Origin of the sequence: Croceibacterium sp. TMG7-5b_MA50 (genome assembly GCF_039830145.1) — a bacterium.
GTDB lineage: Bacteria > Pseudomonadota > Alphaproteobacteria > Sphingomonadales > Sphingomonadaceae > Croceibacterium.
Window position 1 is genome coordinate 1,039,143 of sequence record NZ_CP156082.1, and the last position, 23,113, is coordinate 1,062,255.

Genomic DNA, 23,113 nt, shown 5'->3' on the forward strand with positions numbered 1-23,113 from the left:
GCCAGGACACGCAGCCTGACCGGCGCTTGTGCGCGATCTTGTATGCCAATTTACGCTGCCTGCAATGCTGCCTGCCGATTTCCGGCACGTTTTGCCGGATATGTGCGTGGAACGGCGCTCATGGTTGCCCGTTGTCGGCAAAGCGCCTAGCGCAAGGAACATTCCGCAACTGATTGGGACCACGCCGGCGCCATGGGCACATTCCGCCGCTTCTACGGCTTCTCGCTGATCTTCACCCTGTTCTGCCTCGGACTGGGCGCCTGGTACGGCTTTTCCAGCACCGGCACCGTCACCGCCACCCTTGGCATGCTGTGGATCATCGTGGTCCTTTCCGTGCTGGAGATCAGCCTGTCGTTCGACAATGCGGTGGTCAACGCATCCGTCCTGAAGGACATGGACAAGGTCTGGCAGAAGCGGTTCCTGACCTGGGGCATCGCCTTCGCAGTGTTCGGCATGCGCGTGATCTTCCCGCTGGCGATCGTCGCGATCGCCGCTGGACTGAATCCGGTCGAAACCGTGAACCTGTCCCTGAACGATCCCGCCGAATACGAGCGGATCGTCAGTTCCGCCCATGTCGGTATCGCCGGCTTTGGCGGTGCGTTCCTGGCGATGGTCGGCCTCAAGTTCTTTTTCGATGGCGAGAAGGAGGTGTTCTGGATCGCCAGCGTGGAACGTCTGTTGTCCCGTTTTTCTGCCGTGCCGGCAGCGGAAATCGCGCTGCTGCTGCTGGTGCTGTGGGGCATTTCAGGGCTGCTGTCGCCAGCCGATGCCCTGACCTTCCTTACGGCCGGCATCCTCGGCCTCGTGACCTTCATCGCCGTGGAAGGCGTCAGCGCCATTCTGGAATTGCAGGAGGAGAAGAAGCAATTGGCAGGCGCTGCCATGCGCAGCGGTCTGGGTGGCTTCATCTACCTCAACATCCTCGACGCATCGTTCAGCTTTGACGGCGTGATCGGCGCCTTCGCCCTGTCGAACAATATGATCGTGATCGCGCTCGGCCTGTCCATCGGGGCGATGTTCGTTCGTTCCATGACCGTGCACCTGGTCGAACAGGGGACGTTGGCGCAGTACCGCTACCTCGAACACGGGGCCTTCTGGGCGATCATCGTGCTTGGCGGCATCATGCTGCTGTCCGCCCGTTTCCATATTCCGGAAACGATCACCGGTCTGATCGGAGCCGTGCTGATCGGTCTGTCGCTGCTCTGGTCCGTCCGGCACAACCGCCGGATGAAGGGTCGCGAGGGCCTGGGAGCTGTGCAGCAGAAGACCGAGGCCCGGCTTCACTGAGCTGCAGATGTACGGATAAGCCGGGCATCGCTACCGCGGCCCGGCGTATCTAAGTTCAACAGCATGGGACGGCGTAAGCTGCCTGTCACGCGGATAGATCAGCCCGGTGCTGTGTGGCAGCTTGCCTGGACATCAGCACGCTGATGGTTCGTCAGTTCAGTTTCCCAACCCCAACGCGTCGCGCATGATGTAGAACAGGTCGGTCTGGTCGATCAGACCGGCGACATTGCCGGCATGCGGGCCATAGGCCGCGATCCGCAGCTGAGTGCCCGTATGCGCCTGTGACCCCTCTTCCGCCGTGGCATAGTTCACGGTCATGACCGCATCATCATGGGTGATGAGCGACCGCGTCAAACCCGGCGAGCGGGTGTCATTGCCGACGATCTGGCTGGTATGCCCATGATCTGCCGTGACAATCACCAGGGTGTCACCCTGCTCCTGCGCGAAGGCCAAGGCGACCTGTACCGCCTCGTCCAGATCGACCGTCTCGCCGATCTGACCGCATGGGTTGGCCCCATGATCCTCCTTGTCGATCGACGCGCCCTCTACCTGCAGGAAGAAGCCCTTGGGCTTGCTCCGCAACAGTTGGATGGCCTTGCTCGTCATCGCAGCCAGCGTGGGCTGCGCATCGGTCCGCTCAGGATTGTCGCTGCATCGGACCGGCGCTTCGTCCAGATTGGCGCGACGTGCCGCCTTCGGTCCGGTCCAGCGCACGGGCATGTTGCCGGGCGCAAAGAGGCCGATCAGCGGCTGATCGCCATTCGCCGCCTCCACCCTGGCAAGCTCGTCAGCATCGCGTACGATGCGATAGCCGCGGCCCATTGCCTGCTCCAGCAAGGTGCGCCCTTGCCAGTCGCCGGCGGTCGCCACCTCGTCAAAGGTGCGGGCGCCTCCGCCCAGCACCAGGTCAGGTCGCAGGGTGAGCATCTGCTCGGTGATGGAGCCTGCGCCGCCGTTCTCCAGCGCATTGCCGGCGCAGGTCGCACTGGTCGCGACCGGGCCGTAGCAGCGGCGGCTGGTGACATGCGCAGCGATCGCCGCGGGCGTCGCATCCTGGATTTCCGCAGTCGTGACGTCACCTGTGGCAAGGCCTGCCGCCTTCGCCAGTTCCATGATCGTGGGGTGAGGACGCTCGTGAATATCGACCCCGATTGCGCCATTGTAGCTTTTCACGCCGATCGCCCATGCCGTAGCGCTGGCGGCGGAATCGGTCACGTAGTCCGGCTTGCCGTCATCCTTGTGCAGCGAATAGTGCGTGTAATGGCCGGTGATCGGCAGCGCGTCGATGCCGGGGAAGTACCCGCCTGCACCCATGGCGTAGTTGCGCGCCACGGTGATCTCGGAGTCCCCCATCCCGTCACCGATCAGCAGGATAACGTTGCGCGCCTGTGCGCCGTTGACCAACGCGCGCAGTTCCTCTGTCCGGTCTCCGGCGATCCGGCGCGCTCCGCCCGGTTCGCTCAACGTGCCCTCCGCCGCGCGTGACAGATCCGGCGCGGGACCGGTCTGCTGCGCAATGGCGGGATGGGCGAGCAAGGCCGTCGCGGCCAGCAGGATCGTGCGAAGCGGCATGGTTCGTTCCATCATCATCAGCCTCATCAGAACAGCGCCCGCACGCCCAGGCTGTAACGGGCGCCGGAAAACTCGTACATGGTGGGGAAGGACGGATCCATCGTGTAGCCGGAGGTTTCCTCCTCCGTCACGTTGATGCCCTGCAGCTCTACCCGGAAGTTCGGAGTCAGCTGATAGCTGGCTGCGAGGTCCACCTGCCCGTAGGCATCCCGGTATACCGGGTACATGTTGTTCTGGATGTATTCCACATACGCGCCCTTGCGATTGTAGGACACGCGGGCGGCCAGCGGACCGCGATCCCAGAACACCGTCACGTTGTAGGTGTTGTCGGCAAGACCGATCGGCGACGTGTCGATGCCGAGGTCGCTTTCTCCGGTCAGTGAACTGTCGAGGAAGGTGTAGTTGGCATTGATGCCGAACCCTTCCAGCGCGGGCACGACCATCCCGAACGGCAGCACCGCCGCTAGTTCCACACCCTTCACGGTGAACGAACCCTCGGCATTCACCGGCTGGTAGACGTCGAAATCGTATACGCCATCGATCGTGCCGTTCGCGTTGTACTTGGTGACGTCCGGCACTGTGCCGGTCAGCCGGTTCGTGATGACCCCCTGAATATCCTTCCAGAAGTAGGAGGCGGACAGCAGGCCGCCGCCCGGCAGGTACCACTCGAGACCCGCCTCCCACTGGTCGGCGTAGGTCGGCTCCAGATCGGGGTTGCCGTCATTGAAGCGGAAGGTGTTGAAGCTGGCAGTCCGCTTGTAGGCAAGATCCGTCAGTGCCGGGCGGATCAACGTCTGAGAGGCGGCGGCGCGCAGCAGCAGGTCGGGCAACAGTTCGGCCCGCGCGTTCACCGCCGGCAGCACCTTGTCATATCGCCCTTCACTCGAAACCGGAGCATCGGTGTAGCCGGTGGAACCGTCGGTGTTCTGGATTTGCTGGAACCCTTCGGACTTCACCTTCGTGTTGATGTACCGCGCGCCGCCGTTGATAAACACGGGCACCGGACCAAGATCGAACTCAAGGTCGGCCATGGCCCAGCCGGCCCAGGTTTCCTCCCGAACCTTGTAATACTGGCCATCGCTGAATGGCGTGCGGAAGCCATCGGGACGGAAGAAGTCACGTGCCCAGGCATTGTCGGCCTGCGCCCAGTCCAAGTCGCGCGCCTGGTAGGACTGCCCGCCGACGATCTCCGTCACGGAGGTCAGCGGACTTTCGGCCAGCGTGCGCTTGTTGACATAAGCCACGCTGCCGCGCTCCGGACCTTGCAGTTTTTCCTCGCCGTACTGACGCTGGTTGGTCTTGTTGGTGTAGCGCGCGCCGGCGTTGATGCGGCTGACGGGGCCGTCGAAGAAGCGGGAGATGTCGGCCTGGGCGGCGTACTTGTCGTCGGCGATCTGCTCCAGCGTGGTCTCGTACGCCTCGAACAGGTAGCGGTTCGGTGCATTGTACATGTCGATGGTGTTCGGATCTTCGCTGGGGATCGTTTCGCCGCCCGTGGCGGTGTAGCGGGTCCGGGTCGGGGCGTAGGCGACGTGCTTCAGGTTGGAGAAGTCGAGCGTCTTGTCGGCGCCTGAATAGCCGCCCAGCACGTTGATCTCCCACTGACCCGGCGTCCAGTTCAGTTCGCCGCCGAACTGCCGGTAATCGGTCTCGTTCACGTATTCCTTGCTGAGGAATTCGTGCTGCGTGCGGGTGTAGGAGACGTCGCGCAGGACGGTGATGCCGTCATCCGCCAGGGTCGTGCTGTCGAATTCGTGAATGACGCCGAGCGTCGAGGTGCTGGAGGCCGAGTAGCCGGCGGCGTCGTATTCGTCGACGTGGGTGTCGTAGCTGCCGATGAACGCGTCGAACGCGATGCTGAGATCGTTCGACGGCTGGTACTGCAACGACCCGGAGAAGCCGTAGCGGTCCTGCTGGTCGTAATAGACCCGGTCGCCGACCTTATCGAGGAAGACGACCCGGTTGACTCGATCCTTGTCGGCAAGGTCGCCAAGGGTGATGCCCGCGTCGCGCTGCAGCACGGCGACCGCCTGCCGGGTCTGCGCGTTGCCGCGGTCGGTCCAGCGGCTGATCGGGCGGAAGTTGATGCCCGAATTGCTGTCGGTGCGATTGGACCGCTGCTGCCCGGCGAAGGACAGCAGGATGCCGAAGTCGCCGAAGGTGTCGCTCGCCAGGACGGAGAATTGCGGGTCCACCTTCTGCGAGATGGTGTTGTACGCGCCTTCCACACTGCCCACGATGCGGCGACCCGGATTGTCGAACGGGCGCGCGGTGCTGATCGCGACGGAGCCGGCGATGCCGCCTTCCTCGTGCGCGGCGGTCGGCGACTTATTGACGGTGACGGTCTGGATCAGCTCGGACGCGAAGATGTCGAATTCGACGTCGCGCCCGCCCGATCCCGAGGCGGTCGCCAGCTGGTTGATCGACACGAAGGTATATTCGGACGGCAGGCCGCGGACGTTGACGCGGGTGCCGAGGCCGCGGTCGCGTTCGATGGTCACGCCCGGCACGCGCTGCAGCGCTTCCGACAGGTTCTGTTCGGGGAAGTCGGCGATATCCGTGGCGACGATCGAATCGGAGAAGCCGATATTCGCGCGCTTGATGTCGATCGCCTCCTGCAGGCTGCGCTGGTAGCCGGTGACGATGATGGCGTTGTCGTCCGCCGCGGCACCCTCCGCCCCGGCGGCGACCGGCTCGGCGCCGTCAGCCTGCTGCGCCATCACAGGCATCGTGGCAGGCAGCGTGCCGGCTGCCAGCATGGCGGTGCCGGTCAGCAGGCGCGCGAGCAGCCCGCTGGTGGTGTTCCTGATCATCTGTGTCGTCCCCGTCCGTTCTGAAGCGGGGCCGGTGATGCCGACAGGTGACGTCCAAATGACGGGATTGCATCTGCGTGACTGTTTGCTTTCAAGGCAAGTATCCGCCCGCGCAAACGATGACGGCACCCCTGTCAACGTCATGCCGTTCCCGCTACGCCCGACACGAGTCGCAGGAGGTTCAGGTTGAAACGCACCGGTCTTGTCGAGCTTGCGAAGATTGCCGGTGTGTCGGTGTCGACCGTTTCCCGCGCGCTGTCCGGCAGTTCCCGCGTGTCCGCCGCGACCAAGGCCCGGATCCGCGCGCTGGCAACCGAGCACGGCTTCCGCCTGAACCAGACCGCGAGTGCGCTGCGGCGGCAGCGGACGGGCGCGATCGGCGTGGTCATCCCACTGGGCCACGATGTCGACCAGACCCTGTCCGACCCGTTCTTCATGGCGCTGCTGGGCCCATTGGCCGATGCCCTGGCGGAGGCGGGTTACGACCTGCTGCTGTCGCGGGTGATCCCGCGCGGTGACGGCTGGCTGGACGACATCGTGGCCGCCGGTCGCGTGGATGGCGTCATCATCATCGGGCAATCCAACCAGACCGAGACGATCGAGGAGGTCGCCGGTCGGTTCGCCCCGCTGGTGGTATGGGGCGCCCGCCGGCCCGGCATGACGCAGATCACGGTCGGCACCGACAATCACACGGGCGGGCAGCTCGCCGCCCGGCACCTGATCGCCATTGGACGGCGGCGGCTCGCCTTCCTGGGCGATCCCGGAGTGCCGGAGTTCGCCGATCGCCAGGCCGGCTTCCACGCGGTGATCGCGCAAACGCCGGGGATCGAGGAGACGGTCCTGCCGCTGCACCTGACAGACCGGGATGCCTTCACCGAAACCGCCCGGTTCCTGGACGCGAACCTGCCGCCCGACGGCATTTTCGCCGCGTCAGACGTGATCGCCATGGGCGCGATGCGTGCAATCACCGGGCGGGGCCTGCGGGTGCCGCAGGATGTGTCGGTGATCGGCTTCGACGATATCGGCATCGCCGCCCACACCGCGCCGCCGCTGACGACCATTCGCCAGGATCTGGAACGTGGCGCCCGGCAATTGGTCGAACTGCTGCTGCGCCGCATTGCGGGCGAGAGTGCCGGGCCGGTGATCATGCCGCCCGAACTGGTTTTGCGCGCCTCCGCCTAGGCCGTGGCGGCGGGCAGCGATGGTCGCCCTTCCCGCACCCGCAGCGTGGCGATGGCGGCGCACAGCATCAGCACACCTGCGAGCATCAGCACGTTGCGCGGATCGCCGCCCAGCACGGGGCGGTAGATCAGCGGCACCACCAGCGTCTCGATCATCATCGGGATGACGATGAACATGTTGAAGATGCCCATGTAGATGCCGGTGCGTGCGGGCGGGATCGCGCCCGCCAGCATGATGTATGGATTGCCCATCAGGCTGCCCCACCCGATCCCGATGCCGATCATCGGCAGGAACAGGCCGAGATTCGTGTCCGCCGACGGCAGGGCGAGCATGGCGAGGCCCGAAAGCACCATTGCGATCGCATGGACGGGTCGCGCACCGATGCGGCGGGCGATCGGCACCATCGCGAAGGCGGCGATGAAGGCGATGAAATTGTACGTCGCGCCCGCCTGCCCGGTCGCCAGGATCGCCTGCCGGAAGGCCGGGCTGGCCGGATCGCCGGTGCCGAACAGAGAGCGGGCGACGGCAAAGCCGATATACTGCCAGTAGGCGAACATCGCGAACCACTGGAACAGCATGGCCAGCGCCAGTTGCCGCATCGCCAGCGGCATTTCCCGCACGGCCGCCACCAGATCGTCCCACGCGACCTGCGCCGACAGGGAGGAGCCGCCCCCATCCGGTTGTTCCGAAGGCGGGGTGGGCAATTCGGGCACCCGCACGACGGACCAAACGATGGTGGAGATGGACAGGATCGCGCCGATGACGAAGGCGATGCGCGTAATTTCCGGAATGCCGTTGGCATCGATCAGGTCGGCGCTGATGCCGCCCCATACCAGCAGGGACGGCGCCAGGTAGGACAGCGTCTGGGCAAGCCCGGTGAAGGCCGATTGCGTCAGGAACCCGGCGGCCCGCTGCGACGGGTCCAGCCGGTCGCTGACATAGGCGCGGTACGGTTCCATCGTGACGTTGTTGGCGGCATCCAGAATCCACAACAGGCTGGCCGCGACCCACAATGCGGGACTGTACGGCATGGCAAGCAATCCAAGGCTGCAGAGCACCGCCCCGACCAGAAAATAAGGCGTGCGCCGGCCGAACCGCGTCCGGGTGCGGTCGCTGAGCGCGCCGACGATCGGTTGGACCAGGAGGCCGGTCACCGGCCCGGCCAGCCACAGCAGCGGCATGGTCGCCTCGTCCGCGCCCAGATAGCTGTAGATCGGCCCCATGTTCGCCTGTTGCAGGCCGAACGAGAATTGCAGCCCGAAGAACCCGAGGTTCATTTCAGCGATCCGCATCGCCGACAGCAACGGCTTGCCCATGGTCATCCTCGCTCTTCCATCATCGGCCATTCTGATGGGCCGTGGCCCTGACGTACAAGCCATGCCAAACGTTTGCAAGATTTCTGTTGCAAACGTTTGCGCATCATCTATGCCCTGCCCCAGAGAGCCGGCTGACCGGCCTTTTGGGAGTGAGAGGCGATGATGAAGGCGACACCTATCCTGCTGGCGACCACCATGCTGGCACTGCCCCTGCCGGTGCTGGCGCAAAGCGCCGCCGAAGTGGCAGCGACCCCGGACGATGCCAGTGGCAGTGAAGCGGAGACGTTCGGCGACGAGATCGTCGTCACGGCCGTTCCGCAGGGCACCAACCGGCTCGACAGCTCGATCACCGTGAGTTCGATCAGCGCCGATTCGCTGGTGCAGCTGGCGCCCCGCACGTCGGGCGAGCTGCTGCGCAACCTGCCCGGCATCCGGGTCGAGGCATCGGGCGGCGACGGCAATGCCAACATCTCCGTCCGCGGCCTGCCGGTCGCCTCCGGCGGGTCAAAGTTCCTGCAATTGCAGGAGGATGGCCTGCCGATCCTGGAATTCGGCGACATCACGTTCGGCAATGCCGACATCTTCCTGCGCGCCGATTTCAACGTGCGCACCGTCGAATCGGTACGCGGTGGCTCGGCATCGACCTTCGCCTCCAACTCGCCGGGCGGGGTCATCAACTTCATCAGCAAGACGGGCGAGCAGGAAGGTGGCGCGGTCCAGTTGACCGCCGGACTGAATTATGACGAGTTCCGCCTGGACTTCGACCAGGGTGGGCGGCTGTCAGACAGCCTGACCTACCACATCGGCGGGTTCCTGCGCACCGGCGACGGTCAGCGGGAGGTCGGCTATTCCGCCGTGCAGGGCGGGCAGATCCGCGCCAACATTACCAAGTCGTTCGACGGCGGCGGTTACCTGCGCCTGCACGCCAAGTACCTGAACGATCGGGCGATCGCCTACCTGCCCAACCCGGTGTTCGTCGCCGGCAGCGATGCCGACCCCGATTACCGTGACCTGCCCAACTTCTCCATCAACAGCGACACGCTGCATAGCCGATATATCCAGAGCGCGCTGACCCTGGACGGATCGAACGAGCCGGCCCGCCGCTCCATCGATGACGGACAGCATCCGATGGTCGCCTCCATCGGGCTGGAGGCGAAGGTTCCGCTGTCGGACGACTGGGACCTGATCGAACGGTTCCGTTACGCCGACATCTCCGGCGACTTCGTGGCGCCCTTCCCCGCCGCCGCGGGCGCCGCCCAGACACTCGCCAACGGGCTGGGTGGCCCCGGCGCGCAGCTGTTCTATGCCAGCGGACCGATGACCGGGCAGCGGATCGCCGATCCGGCGACACTGGGCGGCAACGGGCTGCTGGCCAATGTCGTGCTGTTCGACGTGGACCTGCAGAGCCTGAACAACCTCACCAACGATGTCCGCATCACCGGTTCCATCCCGCTGGGCGAACAGACGCTGGCGGTCACGGGCGGCCTCTACGCCTCCCGCCAGGAGATCGTGACGGACTGGCTGTGGACCTCCTTCGTCCAGACGGTGGAAGGTGACGGGCGTTCGGTGCTGGTGGATGTACGCACCGCCGCCGGGGTGCCGGTGACGCAGAGCGGCGTACCCGGCTATTCGGCGAGCTTCTTCGGCAATTGCTGCCGGCGCAGCTACGACCTCGACTACACCACGTTGGCGCCGTTCGCCCAGTTCGGGCTCGATCTCGACCGGATCAACCTCGATGCGTCGGTCCGGTACGACTTCGGAGAGGCCGGCGGCAGCGTTGCGGGCGCGGACCTGGGCGCGGCGTTCGGGCCGGGCGTCGTGATCCGCGACATCAACGGGGATGGCGTCATCGCCGCGCCCGAGCGGCAGGTGGCGGTGATCCCGTCGCGTCGCTCGCCGGTCGATTACGACTATGACTACCTGTCCTATTCCGCCGGCGTGAACTTCCGCGTCACCGGTGCGGCGGCGCTGTTCGCCCGGTACAGCCGTGGCGGGCGCGCCAATGCGGACCGGCTGACCTTCGGCCCGTCTATCAACCCCGTCACCGGCGGACTGGTCGATGCGGGCGCGGCGGTCGATTTCGTGCGGCAGCTGGAAGGCGGCTTCAAGTACCGGGGCGACGGCGTGTCGTTCTACGCCACCGGCTTCTGGGCGCGGACGGAGGAGCAGAACTTCGAGGCGACGACGCAGCGCTTCTTCAACCGCAATTACGAGGCGAAGGGCGTGGAGCTGGAAGGACGGGTCACGCGCGGGCCGTTCACGCTGAGCGCCGGGGGCACCTACACCGATGCGGAGATCACGCGCGACGCGCTGAACCCGGCGGTGGTCGGCAATCGGCCGCGGCGGCAGGCGCGCTTCATCTACCAGGTGACGCCGCAGGTCGATTTTGATGCGGTCAGCTTCGGCGCGAACGTCATCGGCACGAGCGCCAGCTACGCGCAGGACACCAACGAGCTGGAGATGCCCGGCTATGCCCAGGTCAACGCCTTCGTGGCGTTCCGCCCGACGGACCAGATCACGGTCACGCTGAACGGCAACAACCTGTTCGGGGAGACCGGCATCACGGAGGTGGAGGAAGGCGCGATCCCGGCGAACGGCATCGTCAGGGCACGCTCCATCACCGGGCGCACGATCTCTGCCGCGGTGCGGTTCGGGTTCTGAGGCGATCATGGCGAGCGACGTGATCGAGACCTTCCGCTGGACCCCCGCGCATGTGGCCGCGATCGGCCGCGGCGCGGGGGCGGCGCCGCTGATCGGGGCGGTCGCTCCGGTCCTGCCGGGGATCGACATCTGGGACCACTGGCCCGTCACCGATCGGGCGGGTCGCACGTTGGCGTTTCCAGGCGGGCCACTCGTCATCGCCCTGACGGCGCCGGTACTGCCGGACCCGGACGATCGGCACGCGATCGCCCGCCTGCGCCTGCTGCAGGCGGGTCCGGACGGTTGGCGCGATTTCGGCCATCTGCTTCCCGACACGCTCAATCCTGGCAGCCGCGAATGGGCGGGCACGGCGGTGCTGGAAGCGGACGGGCAGACGCTGTCGCTCTACTACACGGCCGCCGGTCGGCGTGGGGAGGCCGTGACCAGTTTCGCGCAGCGCCTGCTGCTGACGCAAGGGCGGCTGGTCATGGACGAACGGTCGGCGCAGGTCACCGGCTGGACCGAGCCGGTCGAGATCGTGGTGCCGGATGACGTGACATACCAGGCGGACATGGCAGGGGGCGGCGCGGTCGGTGCGATCAAGGCGTTTCGCGACCCCTTCCCCATCATCGATCCGGCCACCGGGATCGAGCATGTGCTGTTCACCGCATCGCTGGCCGGATCGCCCAGTGCATGGAACGGCTTGATCGGCATGGCGCGGCGGGACAAGGCGGGCTGGACCCTGCTGCCGCCCCTGGTCGATGCCGACGGGCTCAACAACGAGCTGGAGCGGCCGCACATCGTGCGCCATGATGGGCGGATGCTGCTGTTCTGGTCGACCCAGGCCAAGGTGTTCGCCGATGGCGGGCCGCGCGGGCCCACCGGCTTGTACGGGCTGGTGGCGGACAGCCTGTATGGCCCGTGGCGACCGCTGAACGGGACCGGACTGGTCCTGGCCAATCCGGTGGAGGCGCCGTTCCAGGCCTATAGCTGGCTTGTGCTGGACGATCTCAGCGTGTGGAGCTTCGCCGACCTGTTGGGTCTGGCGGAAGCGCCAGGCTCAGTCACGGAAACCCGCGCGGCATTCGGCGGTACGCCTGCGCCCGTCCTGCACCTTGAGGTGGACGGTGACAGCGTGCGGGTAACGGCATGATGGAAGAACCGATCGTCGCCTCGCTGGAGCTGGGCGGCACCAAGTGCATCGCGGCCGTATCGCTGGGAACGGACGTCCTGCGGATGACCGCCTTGCCCACGGGTGACGAGCCGCACATCGTGCTCGCCACGCTGCTCGACCTGCTGGCGCAATGGCGCGGCAATCATCCGTTCGTGGCGATCGGCGTCGCCAGCTTCGGCCCGATAGCGCTGGACCCGGCCGATCCAGAGTTCGGCCGCATCTTGCAGACACCCAAGCCGGGCTGGTCCGGCTTCGACGTGCGCGGCGCCGTCAGCGCGCGCTTCGACCTGCCGCTGGCGATCGACACCGACGTCGCGGGTGCGGCGCTGGCGGAAGGGCGCTGGGGCGCGGCGCGCGGCTGCGCCACCCATTGCTACCTGACGATCGGCACGGGGATCGGGCTGGGCCTGGTGACCGATGGCCGCGTCCACCACGGCACCTTACATCCGGAGGCCGGGCACCTCCCCGTGCGGCGTGTGGCGGGCGACGGCTTCGCCGGCATCTGCCCGTTCCATGGCGATTGCCTGGAAGGGCTGGCCAGCGGCCCCGCGATCGCCGCGCGAACGGGCCGCGCCGGACCGGACATCGCGGACGACGATCCGGTCTGGTCGCTGGTCGCCCGTGAGGTCGCGGACCTCATGACCACGCTGATCCTGGTGGTGGCGCCCCACCGCATCGTCGTGGGCGGCGGGGTCGCAAGCCAGCGGCCCGGTCTGCTGGAGGCGATCAGGGCAGCGACCGTGCAGCGCATGGGCCATTATCTGCCGGGCTGCGACGAAGCCGGCATGGCGCGGCTTATCGTGCCGCCAGCGCTGGCCCATGCCGGGCCACTGGGCGCATCGGCCCTGGCGCTGGATGCGCTGGGACACGCCGCGGCCTGATGGCGGCGGCTCTCTGCTACCGGCTCAACTGCATCACGCAACCGCTACGGGCGAAGCGGCGACCATGTGGCTCCGTAAGCCAATGCATGTCTTCTACTGAGACACAGTACGGTAAAGCGTGGCGTATGCGCGATTGACCGCGCAAATGCTTTCCATATGGTCACAGCCGCAAGTATTGGGGCGGCTTTGACCATGATGTTTATCAAGTTTAGCGCTCTTGTATCTTGGTTCAACAGAAAGAAATGCCCGCACAAAAGCGCCGGGTGCACGATGATCCGGCCTTGCGACGTCTGCTGGGAGGACGATTGCTTCCGGCTCTAATGCGAGCGCCGCATGTTGATCCGGAAATAAGGGTGGTGCCCCTGGCCAGACTCGAACTGGCACTCCAAAGGAATCCGATTTTGAGTCGGACGCGTCTACCAATTCCACCACAGGGGCATTTCAGGACATGCCGGCCCTAGCGGGCCATGCGCAGCCCCGCAAGTCGGCTCAGTCCCGGATCGCGCCGGCCAGCAGCTTGTGCAGCCGGGAATGCAGCGGATCGTTGCCGGCCAGCACCTGATCCGCGCAGATCGGCAGCGACCGGCCACGGAAATCGGTGACGAAGCCGCCCGCTTCCCGCACTAGCAAGCAGCCAGCGGCGGAGTCCCACAGGTTCAGCCCGCTTTCCCAGAAACCGTCATATCGGCCCGCTGCCACCCAGGCGAGGTCGAGCGCGGCGGAGCCGAAGCGGCGGATGCCGGCAACCTCCGGCCCGATCGCGCCAAAGATGCGGCCCCATTGCTGGAAATCGCCATGCCCGGCGAAGGGAGTGCCGGTGGCGATCAGCGCCTCCGACAGCTGGCGGCGACCGGACACGCGCAGCCGCCCGTCATGCAGCCATGCGCCGCGGCTCTTTTCCGCCCAGAAGCTTTCGTCGGTGATCGGCTGGTACACCAGAGCGGCGGTGACATCGCCCCAGCCGCTGCCGTCCAGCTTCGGTTCCTGCACCGCGATGCTGATCGCGAAATGCGGGATGCCGTGCAGGAAGTTGCTGGTCCCATCCAGCGGGTCGATGATCCAGCGCGGTTCACGCGGATCGCCTTCGATCTCGCCCGCTTCCTCCAGCAGGAAGCCCCAGCCGGGACGGGCGGCACGCAGTTCGTCCCACAGGGTGCGTTCCGCCTGCATGTCGGCGCGGCTGACGAAGTCCGCCGGCCCCTTGCGGCTGACCTGCAGGTGCTCGATCTCGCCGAAATCACGGCGCAGCTTGCCGCCCGCCTTGCGCGCGGCGCGCTCCATCACGCGGATCAGGCCGGTAATCGCTGCCATGACCCGTCAGCCGGCCTTCCCGACATAGGTACGTTCGTACACGTCGACGACGATCCGCGTGCCGCTGCCGATATGCGGCGGCACCATCACGCGCACGCCGTTGTCGAGGATCGCCGGCTTGTAGGAGGAGGAGGCGGTCTGCCCCTTCACCACGGCGTCAGCCTCCACAATGGTGGCTTCCACCGTGTCGGGCAGTTGCACGCTGATCGGCTTCTCGTCCCACAGTTCCAGCATCACCTCCATCCCGTCCTGCAGGAAGGCGGCGGCATCGCCGAGCAGGTCGGACGGCAACTGGATCTGGTCGTAGGTATCCTTGTCCATGAACACCAGCATGTCGCCTTCGGCGTACAGGTACTGATAGTCCTTGGTATCCAGGCGCACCCGCTCGATCGTGTCGGCGCTGCGGAAGCGGACGTTGGTCTTGCGGCCGTCCTGAAGGTTCTTCATCTCGACCTGCATGTAGGCGCCGCCCTTGCCCGGCTGGGTGTGCTGGATCTTGGCGACCTTCCAGATGCCGCCTTCATATTCCAGGATATTGCCGGGACGAATGTCCACGCCGCTGATCTTCATCGCTGTGCAAGCCTTCAAGGGATGGGAAAGACTGGCGCGCCGTAGCTTGTGGCGCGCGGCATGGCAATGCGGGGCATGGATCGCTAGATAGCGGGCATGAACATGCGAACCCACCGCCTGGCGCCGCTTGCGATCATCCCTGCGCTGCTTGCCCTGCCCACCGCGCTGCCGGCGCAGACTGCCGGGGAGACTCCGCCACGACACGGTGGCGATATCGGCGTGGTGCAACAGGGGCTGTATGTCTGCGAATTGCCCGATCCCCGCGCCCCGTCACGCGGCGTGGTGCAGGACGGCGCCGGTTTCCGCATCCTCGATGCGTCCCGCTACATCTCCGACGAGGGCACCGGGACGTATCTGCGCCGGGGTGACAGGATGATCCTGTCGAGCGGCCCGCGCCGGGGCGAAAGCTACCACATCGTCACGCCCGGCTTTTTCAGGAAGCTGGAGGGCGGCAGCCCCGGCCGGCTGCGCTGCATCCGCCGCGGACGGTAGGCGTCAGCCCCCGCCGAGCAGCGGATACGGGTTGATGGCGCGTGCAGGTTCCCACCACTCGGAATCGGGGGTGGTGCGCAGTACGGCGAAGTGAAGATGGGGTGCCGCAGCATCGGCGTTGCCGGTCGCGCCGACCGTGCCGACCACCTGCCCGGCCTGGACCTGCTGCCCTTCGGCAAGACCGGGCGCATAGGATTGCAGGTGCGCGTAGTAATGCAGCATGCGGCCGTCGGCTGACCGGATATAGATGGTGAGGCCGCCGGCGCGGCTGGTGAACAGCTTCTCCACCCGCCCGGCGGCCGCCGCCTGCACCGGCGTCCCGGCGGGGGCCATGATGTCGAGCGCCTGATGCGTGCGCTCCTCCTCCCCCTCCTCCCCGCGGGGATCGGTGAAGGTATCGCTGAGGTCAGTCGCCACGACGCCTTGCACGGGGATGACCCAGCCGCCCTGCATGGCCATGGGACGGCGGGCGCCATCGGTGGAGGCAACACTCGTGCCGCCGCCATACTGCTCCGTCAGCCATCCTCCACCCACCACGATCCAGGCCGCGCTGGTCAGGGTGGCGGTGACGACAATGGTCAGCAGGCGATCTGCGAGGCGCATGACGTCAGGCCTGGAACAGGACTTCGGTGGAACCGGTCACCATCTGGGCGAGGCGCGCCGCATCCCAGTTGGTCAGGCGCACGCAGCCATGGCTTTCCGCGCGGCCGATCGTCTGCGGCTCCGGCGTGCCGTGGATGCCGTAATGATCCTTGGTGAGGTCAATCCACACGACCCCGACCGGTCCGTTCGGCCCCGGAGGCAATTGCTGTTCCTCGACCGAGTCCGACACGTCCCAGAACAGGTCCGGATCGAACGCGAAGGTGGGATTATAGGACGTACCGTTGATGCCCCATTCGCCCAGCGGCAGCGGATCATGGCTGGACCCGGTGGTGACGGTGAACAGCGCGATCAGCTTGTCGCCCTTGTCATACGCCTTCAGCGTGCCGGCGGACTTGTCTACGACGATGCGGGCGGCCTCCGGCTGCTCGCTGCCGACGCCCAGGCTGGCGAGCGTCGCAAGCCATTCCTTGTTCTCGACATTCGCGGGCACGATGCGGTCGGCGCCCACATTGGGCACGCGAATTTCCTGCCCCGCCCGCAGCAGCGGACGTGGCGGGGTGCTGGTGACGGACGGCGTCGCGGTTGGCCGGTCGACCGGGGCCGGCGGCGCGACATTGTCGCGCGCGGCGGGGCGACCATTGGGGTTCAGCGCGTGGAGCACCTCCACCGTGGTATGGAACCGTTCGGCCAGTGCCTCGTCCAGGCTGGCATAGCCGATCCGCTGCAGCTTCGCCTGGTCGGCATAGTCGGCGGGGATCGGGCGATACTGACCCTGGCCCCAGCCCTGCGGCACCGTGACCACGCGGGTCGCCGGGATGTTGTTCCACCGGGCCAAGGCGGCGCGGGTCGGCTCGTCGAACTCGCCCGTCACCTCCAGCCCGTTCGCCTCCTGGAAACCCTGCAGCGCGTTGGTGGTGGACAGGCCGGTGCGACCGTCGATCACGCCGGGGCCGAACCCCAGCCGTTCCAGCACTACCTGCGCCTGCATCAGCGGGCGCGGGTCGCTGTCGGCGATGTCCACATCGGCCTGCTGCCCGGGGGCGGGATCGTCGGAGGCCATGGCGTCTGCGCCTGGCGCCTCGCCCGCGGCGCTTGCCGCCTCCTCCTGATCCGGATTGTCCGTTCCGTTGAAGCCGCAGGCGGCCAGGGCCAGGCCGAGTGCCAGCAGCGGTGCGGTCAGGATCGTGGTGCGCATGTCTTCTCCCTTTTGGGTAAGACAACCGCAACCGGGGCGTTTGGCTCCCCTTAGCGGGCGGCAGCGGCGAAGGCGCGCACCGCCGCGCTTTCGTCAAGACCATCGGCATTGGCCCAGACGCTGGCGGATATGGCCAGGAAATCGGCGCCCGCATCTATCAGCGGGCGGCAATTGGCGGGCGTGATGCCGCCGATCGCGACGCAGGGAATCTCCATCAGGCCGTGCCACCATTCCAGCAGGTCGGTGCCGGGCCGATGCTCGCTGGCCTTGGTCACGCTGGGATAGAAGGACCCGAAGGCGACATAGTCCGCGCCCGCGTCGCCAGCCTCCATCGCAAGGTGGCGGCTTGCATGGCAGGTGACGCCAATCTGCGCGTCGGGACCGAGCAGGCTGCGCGCCTCCCGCGGGTCGCCGTCACCCTGCCCCAGATGCACGCCGTCGGCCCCGATGCGCTTCGCCAGGCTGACATCGTCGTTGACGATGAAGGCGACGTCCCGCTCCGCACACAGGCGCTGCAGCGGCTCCGCCGCGCGGGCGCAGGCGTGCTGGTCCAGGTCCTTCAGCCGCAGCTGGAACGCCGCCACCGGCAGTGCCGGGTCGGCGGCGTCGATCGCGCGGGCGAGCCGGTCGGGGAAGGTGCCGGACACATCGGCGGGGGAGATCAGGTAGAGCTGGCAAGAGGACATGGCGGGCGCCTTACATCGGGGCGGGCGGCGCGCCAATGGCCGCCGTCAGGACAGATCCTCTCGCGGGCGGGACACGGCCGGTCGCCCCGTCAGCGCGGCCCCGGCGCTGGCCGCGATCATCAGCGCCACGGCGATGCCTTGCGGCAGGGTCAGCCGTTCGCCCAGTACCGCGTAGCCCGACAATGCGGCGGTCGCGGGGGAGGCGCTGACGATCAGGCCGAACAGGCGCGGGCTGAGCCGACCAAGCGCGAACATCTCCAGCAGATAGGGCAGGCAGCTCGACATCAGCGCAACCAGCAGGCCCATCGCCAGCACCGGCACGCTCAGCAGCAGGGGACCCGCGCGCACGATGCCGAGCGGCACGGTGACGATGCAGGCGAGCGCGAGGCCAAGGGCTACCACCTGCCGCCCGCCGATCCGGCTGACCTGCTTGCCGAACACGATGTAGAGCGCCCAGCAGGTCGCCGCACCCAGCGCCAGCACCACTCCGCGCCAGTCCAGCGCAGCCGCGTGGTCGGTCCACGGCACCAGCAGCGCGAGGCCGGCCACGGCAAGCCCCGCCCACAGCCGGTCCCGCAAGGCGCGGGTGCCGGCCAGCACCACGGCGAGCGGACCAACGATCTCGATCGCGACCGCCACGCCGATCGGGATGAAGATGAACGACCAGTAGATCAGCAGGTTCATCAGGCCCATCGTCAGGCCGTACAGCAGCACCCAGCCCCATTGCGCCGCCTGCAACCGCACGCGCCATGGTCGCCCGAGCAGCAGCAGCAGCAGCGCGGCGATCCCGGTGCGCAGCGCCACCACGCCTTCCACCCCGATGCCGGCATACAGCGTCTTCGCCACCGCGGCGCCAAGATTGACCGAACAGATCGAGCCGAGAATCGCCAGGGCGGCGGCAAGGACGGTCCGGTCTGAGTTCATCCCGCCGCCCTGTAAGGCGGCCGAACGAAGCGCAACCGTTCAGTTGCCGCCCGCCCGTTCACGGGGCCGGTCGCCTGCCTGCTGCCACGGCCAGCGGCCGTCGATCTCCACCTCCAGGCTGAACGACAGGAAGGTGCGGATGATGACGATGAGGCCGAGCACCAGCACGCTGTTCAGCGTCGGCTCGACCGCCACGGTGCGGATGATGTCGGCCGCGACCAGCAGTTCCAGCCCCGTCAGCACCGACCGGCCGAGCGTCCGGCGGAAGGCGGGCAGCACGCCGTCACGCCCTTCTGCCCGGCGCAGCAGGCTACCCCGTAACAGGCTGATGCCGAACTGCGCCGTGGCGAGGACCGCGCCGAGGATGATCGCGGCGATCCCCGCCAGTTCGAACCCCTGCGCCACCACGGTGGCGGTCGTCAGCATGAAGGTCTCGCTCAGCATGCCCGCGCAATGGGCGGGGTCCGCCGGTTGTTCCGGCAGGCGGGACGGACCCTGCGGCCGGCGACGCCGTTGACGGGCAAACCCTTCGTCGCATCAGGAGCATCCATGTCCCCTAGGCTGAAGCCATTGGCCGAGCAGACCATCGTCATAACCGGGGCCACATCCGGCCACGGCCTATCAACCGCGCGCATGGCAGCTGCCGCCGGCGCCAACGTCATGCTCGCCGCGCGAGACGAAGATGCGCTGCGCAGCGTGGTCGCCGATATCCTGTCCATCGGCGGCGCTGCCGCCTGCACCGTCACCGATGTGGCGGTGCCCGCCGATGTCGAGCGTCTCGCCGCGGCGACCATTGCGCGGTTCGGCGGGTTCGATACCTGGATCAACAATGCGGGGTCGGGCGCCTATGGCGAACTCACCGCATTGTCCCTGGCCGATCACCGGCAGGTGTTCGAAACCAATTACTGGGGTGTCGTCCACGGATCGCTGGCGGCGATTGGGCACCTGAAGGATCGCCCAGGCGGCGGGGCGCTGATCAATGTCGGGTCCATCAACAGCGACATGCCCTCCCCGATCCTGGGCGCCTACAACGCGACCAAGCATGCCGTTAAGGGGTTCACCGATTCACTCAGGATCGAGGTGCTGGCCAAGGGTCAGCCGGTGGCGGTCACGCTGATCAAGCCGGCGGCGATCGGCACCCCATTTCCGCAGCATGGCCGCAACATCACCGGGCGACACGCCGCCCTGCCCCCGCCGCTCTACGCGCCGGACGTGGTCGCGCGCGCCATCCTGTATGCGGCCCAGCATAACCGGCGGTCGATGACCGTGGGCGGCATCGGCAAGCTGCAGGTGCTGGCCGCGCAGACCTTTCCCAACCTGTTCGACCGGCTGGCCATCCCGATGACCAGCGTGCTGGCCCGGTCGGGACAGCCGGAGCCGTTCGAGCCCGGCAACCTCTACGCCCCGCAAGGCCGGGATGGTGCCACGGAAGGGCAGCAACGCGGCCGCCGGCTCAGCACCTTCAGTGCGGCGCAGCGTCACCCGGCCGCGGCGCTGGCCCTGCTGGGTGGAATGGTTGCGGGCGGCGCCTGGCTGAGCCGGCGCCGCTGATTGCGGGGTCAGGCTGCCTTGCGCAGCTTGTCCAGCTTCTTGAGGGCCATGTTGCGCTTCAACCGGCTGAGATGGTCGATGAACAGGATGCCGTTCAGGTGATCCATCTCGTGCTGCATGCACGTCGCAAGCAGCCCGTCGAGCCATTGTTCGTGGCTGCCGCCGTCCAGGTCCTGCCAGCGGACGCGGCAGCGGGTGGGCCGCTCCACCTCGCCGTAGATCTCGGGGATGGAGAGGCAGCCTTCCTGGTAGGTCGCGGTCTCCTCGCTCGTCTCCACGATCTCCGGATTGATGAAGGTCAGCGGCGTCTTCTTGGTAGGGCGATGGTCATGGCCGCAGCCGTGATCGTCGCATTCGGCCGGGTCTGCGTCGGGGTCCGGCTCCTGCAGGTCGATCACCATTACCCGGACCGGCTCGCCAACCTGGATCGCCGCGAGGCCGATGCCGTGCGCATCGTACATCGTTTCGAACATGTCGGCGACGAGGGTGCGGAGCCCGTCATCGAACGCCTCCACAGGTTGGGAGACGAGCTTCAGCCGGGGATCCGGCACTTCCACGATTTCACGAATGGCCATGCCCGCAAGATAGTCGGATCGGCCGTTCTAATCAATCACGCGACCGGGCGCCGCGCCCGCAACGCCTGCGCCAGGGTCCCTTCGTCCAGATAGTCGAGCTCCCCGCCGACCGGCAGACCATGGGCAAGCTGGGTGATGCGGACGGGCAATCCTTCCAGCCGTTCCGCCAGGTAGTGCGCGGTGGTTTGCCCTTCCAGCGTGGCGTTCATCGCCAGCACCACCTCGTCGATCCCGCCGCCGGATACCCGTTCCAGCAGGCGACCGATGCTGAGATCCTCCGGGCGTACACCCTCCAGCGCGGATAGCCGGCCGCCCAGCACATGATACCGGCCGGTGAACAGATGCGCCCGGTCCAGCGCCCATAGATCGGCCACATCCTCCACCACGCAAAGCTGGCGCGTGTCGCGGCGCGGATCGGCGCAGATGGCGCAAGGGGTGACGGTATCGACATTGCCGCAGGTGGCGCATTCGACCAGGCTGCGGCGCATCACCTCCAGCGCGTCGGCCAGCTGGACCAGCGCGGTTTCGCGCCGTTTCACCAGCCACAGCACGGCCCGGCGGGCGGAGCGCGGGCCAAGGCCCGGCAGACGCGCCAGTGCGCCCGCCAGCGCCTCGATCTCTTGCGATGCCATCGACCCGCAGATAGGGCGCGCCACGGCATTAGCAAAGGGGCCGGGATGCGCACGATCTTCATGGGTACCCCCGACTTCGCCGTGCCCACCCTGGATGCGCTGGTGGAGGCGGGGCACGAGGTGGTCGCCGCCTATACCCAGCCGCCCCGCCCTGCCGGCCGGGGCAAGGCGCCGCGCCCATCCCCGGTGCAGTTGCGGGCGGAGGCGCTCGGCATCCCGGTCCGCTCCCCACGTACCCTGCGCGATGCCGATGCGCAGGCGGAGTTCGCGGCCCTGCATGCGGAGGTCGCGGTGGTGGTCGCCTATGGCCTGATCCTGCCGCGCCCGATCCTGGCCGCGCCGGCGCTCGGCTGCGTGAACGTCCATGGCAGCCTGCTGCCACGCTGGCGGGGGGCGGCGCCAATCCAGCGTGCGATCCTGGCCGGCGATCCGGTGACCGGCATCACCATCATGCGCATGGCGGAAGGGCTGGATACCGGGCCGATGCTGGCGACCGCGCGCGTGCCGGTGCAAGACAAGACCAGTGGCGAGCTGTTCGCCGAGCTGGCGGAGGTCGGCGCGCACCTGCTGGTCGACACCCTGGCCGACCATGCGCACTGGCGGGCGGAGGACCAGGACGAACGCGAGGCGACCTACGCCGCCAAGATCGACAAGGCGGAGGCGCGGATCGACTGGACCAAGACAGCCGAGCTGCTGGAGCGCGAAGTGCGCGCCTTCGCGCCCGCGCCGGGCGCATGGTTCGAGCTGGACGGCGACCGGATCAAGGTGCTGGCCGCACATGTGGTCGCCAGCAATGCCGCCCCGGGCACGGTGGTGGATGACGAGCTGACGATCGCCTGCGGGGAGGCATCGCTGCGCCCCGCGATCGTGCAGCGCGCCGGCCGGCCGGCGATGCCGGTAGCCGATTTCCTGCGCGGCCGGGCCGTGCCGTTCGGCACCATCTTGCGCTAGGGTTTGGCGTGACGCGCTTCGCCCTGACTCTGGAGTTCGATGGCGGTCCGTTCATGGGCCTGCAGCGGCAGGCGCATGGCCCCAGCGTGCAGCAGGCGGTGGAAGAGGCGGTGCTGCGGGTGACCGGCGAGGCGGCGTTGCTGCACAGCGCCGGGCGGACCGACAGCGGCGTCCACGCCCTTGCCATGCGCAGCCATGTGGACGTGGCAAAGGATATCGCCCCCTTCCGCCTGCAGGAGGCGCTGAATGCCGTGCTGCGGCCGCAGCCGGTGGCGGTGACCGCATGCTGCGTGAAACCGGACGACTGGCATGCGCGCTTCTCCTGCACCGGCCGGTCCTATCTTTATCGCATCGCCAATCGCCGGGCCCCGCTGACGCTGGAGCGCGGACACGCTTGGCAGATCCCGCGGCCGCTGGACGCCGGTGCCATGCATCGGGCGGCGCAGGCGCTGGTCGGCAGCCACGACTTCACCACCTTCCGATCGGTCCATTGCCAGGCGGCGAGCCCGCTGAAATCGCTCGACCGGCTGGATGTGCGGCGCGACGGGGATTGGGTGCTGGTGGAAGCGGCGGCGCGGTCGTTCCTGCACCATCAGGTGCGATCCATGGTGGGCACGCTGGCGCTGGTCGGCCTGGGCCAGTGGCAGGAGGCGCAGGTGGCCGAGGTGCTGGCCGCCCGCGACCGTACCCGGCTGGGGCTGAACGCCCCGGCGCAAGGGCTGTACTTCGTTAGCGCCAGCTACCCGGACGATGCTTGA

General features: G+C 67.4%; 21 protein-coding genes and 1 tRNA gene. 9 read left to right on the forward strand and 13 right to left on the reverse strand.

What is annotated here, in order from left to right:
* The first annotated feature begins 192 nt into the window (after positions 1–192).
* Complete coding sequence (locus tag V5740_RS05155) at positions 193–1,287, forward strand: DUF475 domain-containing protein (RefSeq protein ID WP_347304003.1); 1,095 nt, start codon at positions 193–195, stop codon at positions 1,285–1,287.
* A gap of 156 nt (positions 1,288–1,443) precedes the next feature.
* Here V5740_RS05155 and phoA read toward each other — a convergent pair whose 3' ends face one another.
* Both phoA and V5740_RS05165 read right to left on the reverse strand, forming a co-directional pair.
* On the reverse strand, positions 1,444–2,886 hold the full coding sequence (phoA, locus tag V5740_RS05160; RefSeq protein WP_347304004.1) for an alkaline phosphatase: 1,443 nt from the start codon (positions 2,884–2,886) through the stop codon (positions 1,444–1,446).
* On the reverse strand, positions 2,886–5,672 hold the full coding sequence (locus V5740_RS05165; protein ID WP_347304005.1) for a TonB-dependent receptor: 2,787 nt from the start codon (positions 5,670–5,672) through the stop codon (positions 2,886–2,888). Before V5740_RS05165 ends, phoA begins: the two co-directional genes overlap by 1 nt.
* A gap of 186 nt (positions 5,673–5,858) precedes the next feature.
* Here V5740_RS05165 and V5740_RS05170 point away from each other — a divergent pair, with 186 nt between their 5' ends.
* A complete protein-coding gene (locus tag V5740_RS05170) occupies positions 5,859–6,854 on the forward strand; it encodes a substrate-binding domain-containing protein (RefSeq protein ID WP_347304006.1) in 996 nt (331 codons plus the stop codon).
* Here V5740_RS05170 and V5740_RS05175 read toward each other — a convergent pair.
* On the reverse strand, positions 6,851–8,176 hold the full coding sequence (locus V5740_RS05175; RefSeq protein WP_347304007.1) for an MFS transporter: 1,326 nt from the start codon (positions 8,174–8,176) through the stop codon (positions 6,851–6,853). The genes V5740_RS05170 and V5740_RS05175 overlap by 4 nt on opposite strands.
* A 153-nt stretch (positions 8,177–8,329) precedes the next feature.
* Between V5740_RS05175 and V5740_RS05180 the strand changes: the two genes are divergently transcribed.
* Genes V5740_RS05180 through V5740_RS05190 form a run of 3 tightly spaced genes read left to right on the forward strand, consistent with a single transcriptional unit; the run spans position 8,330 to position 12,865 of the window.
* Positions 8,330–10,831, forward strand: coding sequence for a TonB-dependent receptor (locus tag V5740_RS05180; protein ID WP_347304008.1), 2,502 nt, complete (start codon positions 8,330–8,332; stop codon positions 10,829–10,831).
* Positions 10,832–10,838: 7 nt separating this feature from the next.
* Positions 10,839–11,963: a glycoside hydrolase family 68 protein gene (locus tag V5740_RS05185; protein WP_347304009.1), complete on the forward strand. Its 1,125-nt coding sequence runs from the start codon at positions 10,839–10,841 to the stop codon at positions 11,961–11,963.
* A complete protein-coding gene (locus tag V5740_RS05190; RefSeq protein WP_347304010.1) occupies positions 11,960–12,865 on the forward strand; it encodes an ROK family protein in 906 nt (301 codons plus the stop codon). Before V5740_RS05185 ends, V5740_RS05190 begins: the two co-directional genes overlap by 4 nt.
* A gap of 354 nt (positions 12,866–13,219) precedes the next feature.
* Here the strand turns inward: V5740_RS05190 and V5740_RS05195 are convergent.
* The 3 genes from V5740_RS05195 to efp form a co-directional block, all read right to left on the reverse strand.
* Positions 13,220–13,303: transfer RNA gene (locus V5740_RS05195), tRNA-Leu, on the reverse strand.
* A gap of 51 nt (positions 13,304–13,354) precedes the next feature.
* Positions 13,355–14,176 (reverse strand): inositol monophosphatase family protein, encoded by an 822-nt coding sequence (locus V5740_RS05200; protein WP_347304011.1) that lies wholly within the window; start codon positions 14,174–14,176, stop codon positions 13,355–13,357.
* Positions 14,177–14,182: 6 nt separating this feature from the next.
* Positions 14,183–14,746 carry an elongation factor P gene (gene efp / locus V5740_RS05205; RefSeq protein ID WP_347304012.1) on the reverse strand — a complete coding sequence of 188 codons (564 nt, stop codon included), beginning with the start codon at positions 14,744–14,746 and terminating at the stop codon, positions 14,183–14,185.
* 96 nt (positions 14,747–14,842) lie between these two features.
* On the opposite strand from efp, the gene V5740_RS05210 reads away from it, so the two are divergent.
* Complete coding sequence (locus V5740_RS05210; protein ID WP_347304013.1) at positions 14,843–15,238, forward strand: hypothetical protein; 396 nt, start codon at positions 14,843–14,845, stop codon at positions 15,236–15,238.
* A gap of 3 nt (positions 15,239–15,241) precedes the next feature.
* On the opposite strand, the gene V5740_RS05215 is transcribed toward V5740_RS05210, so the two are convergent.
* Genes V5740_RS05215 through V5740_RS05235 form a run of 5 tightly spaced genes read right to left on the reverse strand, consistent with a single transcriptional unit; the run spans position 15,242 to position 19,090 of the window.
* The gene (locus V5740_RS05215) at positions 15,242–15,841 is read right to left on the reverse strand and encodes a M23 family metallopeptidase (protein WP_347304014.1); all 600 of its coding nucleotides are present in this window, start codon (positions 15,839–15,841) and stop codon (positions 15,242–15,244) included.
* Between the two features lie 4 nt (positions 15,842–15,845).
* Positions 15,846–17,036, reverse strand: a complete 1,191-nt coding sequence (locus V5740_RS05220) for a L,D-transpeptidase family protein (RefSeq protein WP_347304015.1) — start codon at positions 17,034–17,036, stop codon at positions 15,846–15,848.
* Between the two features lie 50 nt (positions 17,037–17,086).
* A complete protein-coding gene (gene thiE / locus V5740_RS05225; protein WP_347304016.1) occupies positions 17,087–17,722 on the reverse strand; it encodes a thiamine phosphate synthase in 636 nt (211 codons plus the stop codon).
* Positions 17,723–17,767: 45 nt separating this feature from the next.
* Complete coding sequence (locus V5740_RS05230; RefSeq protein ID WP_347304017.1) at positions 17,768–18,646, reverse strand: EamA family transporter; 879 nt, start codon at positions 18,644–18,646, stop codon at positions 17,768–17,770.
* A gap of 39 nt (positions 18,647–18,685) precedes the next feature.
* The gene (locus V5740_RS05235) at positions 18,686–19,090 is read right to left on the reverse strand and encodes a DUF1622 domain-containing protein (RefSeq protein ID WP_347304018.1); all 405 of its coding nucleotides are present in this window, start codon (positions 19,088–19,090) and stop codon (positions 18,686–18,688) included.
* A gap of 105 nt (positions 19,091–19,195) precedes the next feature.
* Between V5740_RS05235 and V5740_RS05240 the strand changes: the two genes are divergently transcribed.
* Positions 19,196–20,197 carry an SDR family oxidoreductase gene (locus tag V5740_RS05240; RefSeq protein ID WP_347304019.1) on the forward strand — a complete coding sequence of 334 codons (1,002 nt, stop codon included), beginning with the start codon at positions 19,196–19,198 and terminating at the stop codon, positions 20,195–20,197.
* Between the two features lie 8 nt (positions 20,198–20,205).
* Here the strand turns inward: V5740_RS05240 and def are convergent, their stop codons facing one another.
* Together def and recR are read right to left on the reverse strand one after the other, a co-directional pair.
* Positions 20,206–20,772 carry a peptide deformylase gene (gene def, locus V5740_RS05245; protein ID WP_347304020.1) on the reverse strand — a complete coding sequence of 189 codons (567 nt, stop codon included), beginning with the start codon at positions 20,770–20,772 and terminating at the stop codon, positions 20,206–20,208.
* A gap of 35 nt (positions 20,773–20,807) precedes the next feature.
* Positions 20,808–21,404, reverse strand: coding sequence for a recombination mediator RecR (gene recR / locus V5740_RS05250; protein ID WP_347304021.1), 597 nt, complete (start codon positions 21,402–21,404; stop codon positions 20,808–20,810).
* A 45-nt stretch (positions 21,405–21,449) separates the two neighbouring features.
* Between recR and fmt the strand changes: the two genes are divergently transcribed.
* Both fmt and truA read left to right on the forward strand, forming a co-directional pair.
* On the forward strand, positions 21,450–22,355 hold the full coding sequence (gene fmt / locus V5740_RS05255) for a methionyl-tRNA formyltransferase (RefSeq protein WP_347304022.1): 906 nt from the start codon (positions 21,450–21,452) through the stop codon (positions 22,353–22,355).
* A gap of 8 nt (positions 22,356–22,363) precedes the next feature.
* Positions 22,364–23,113 (forward strand): tRNA pseudouridine(38-40) synthase TruA, encoded by a 750-nt coding sequence (gene truA / locus V5740_RS05260; RefSeq protein WP_347304023.1) that lies wholly within the window; start codon positions 22,364–22,366, stop codon positions 23,111–23,113.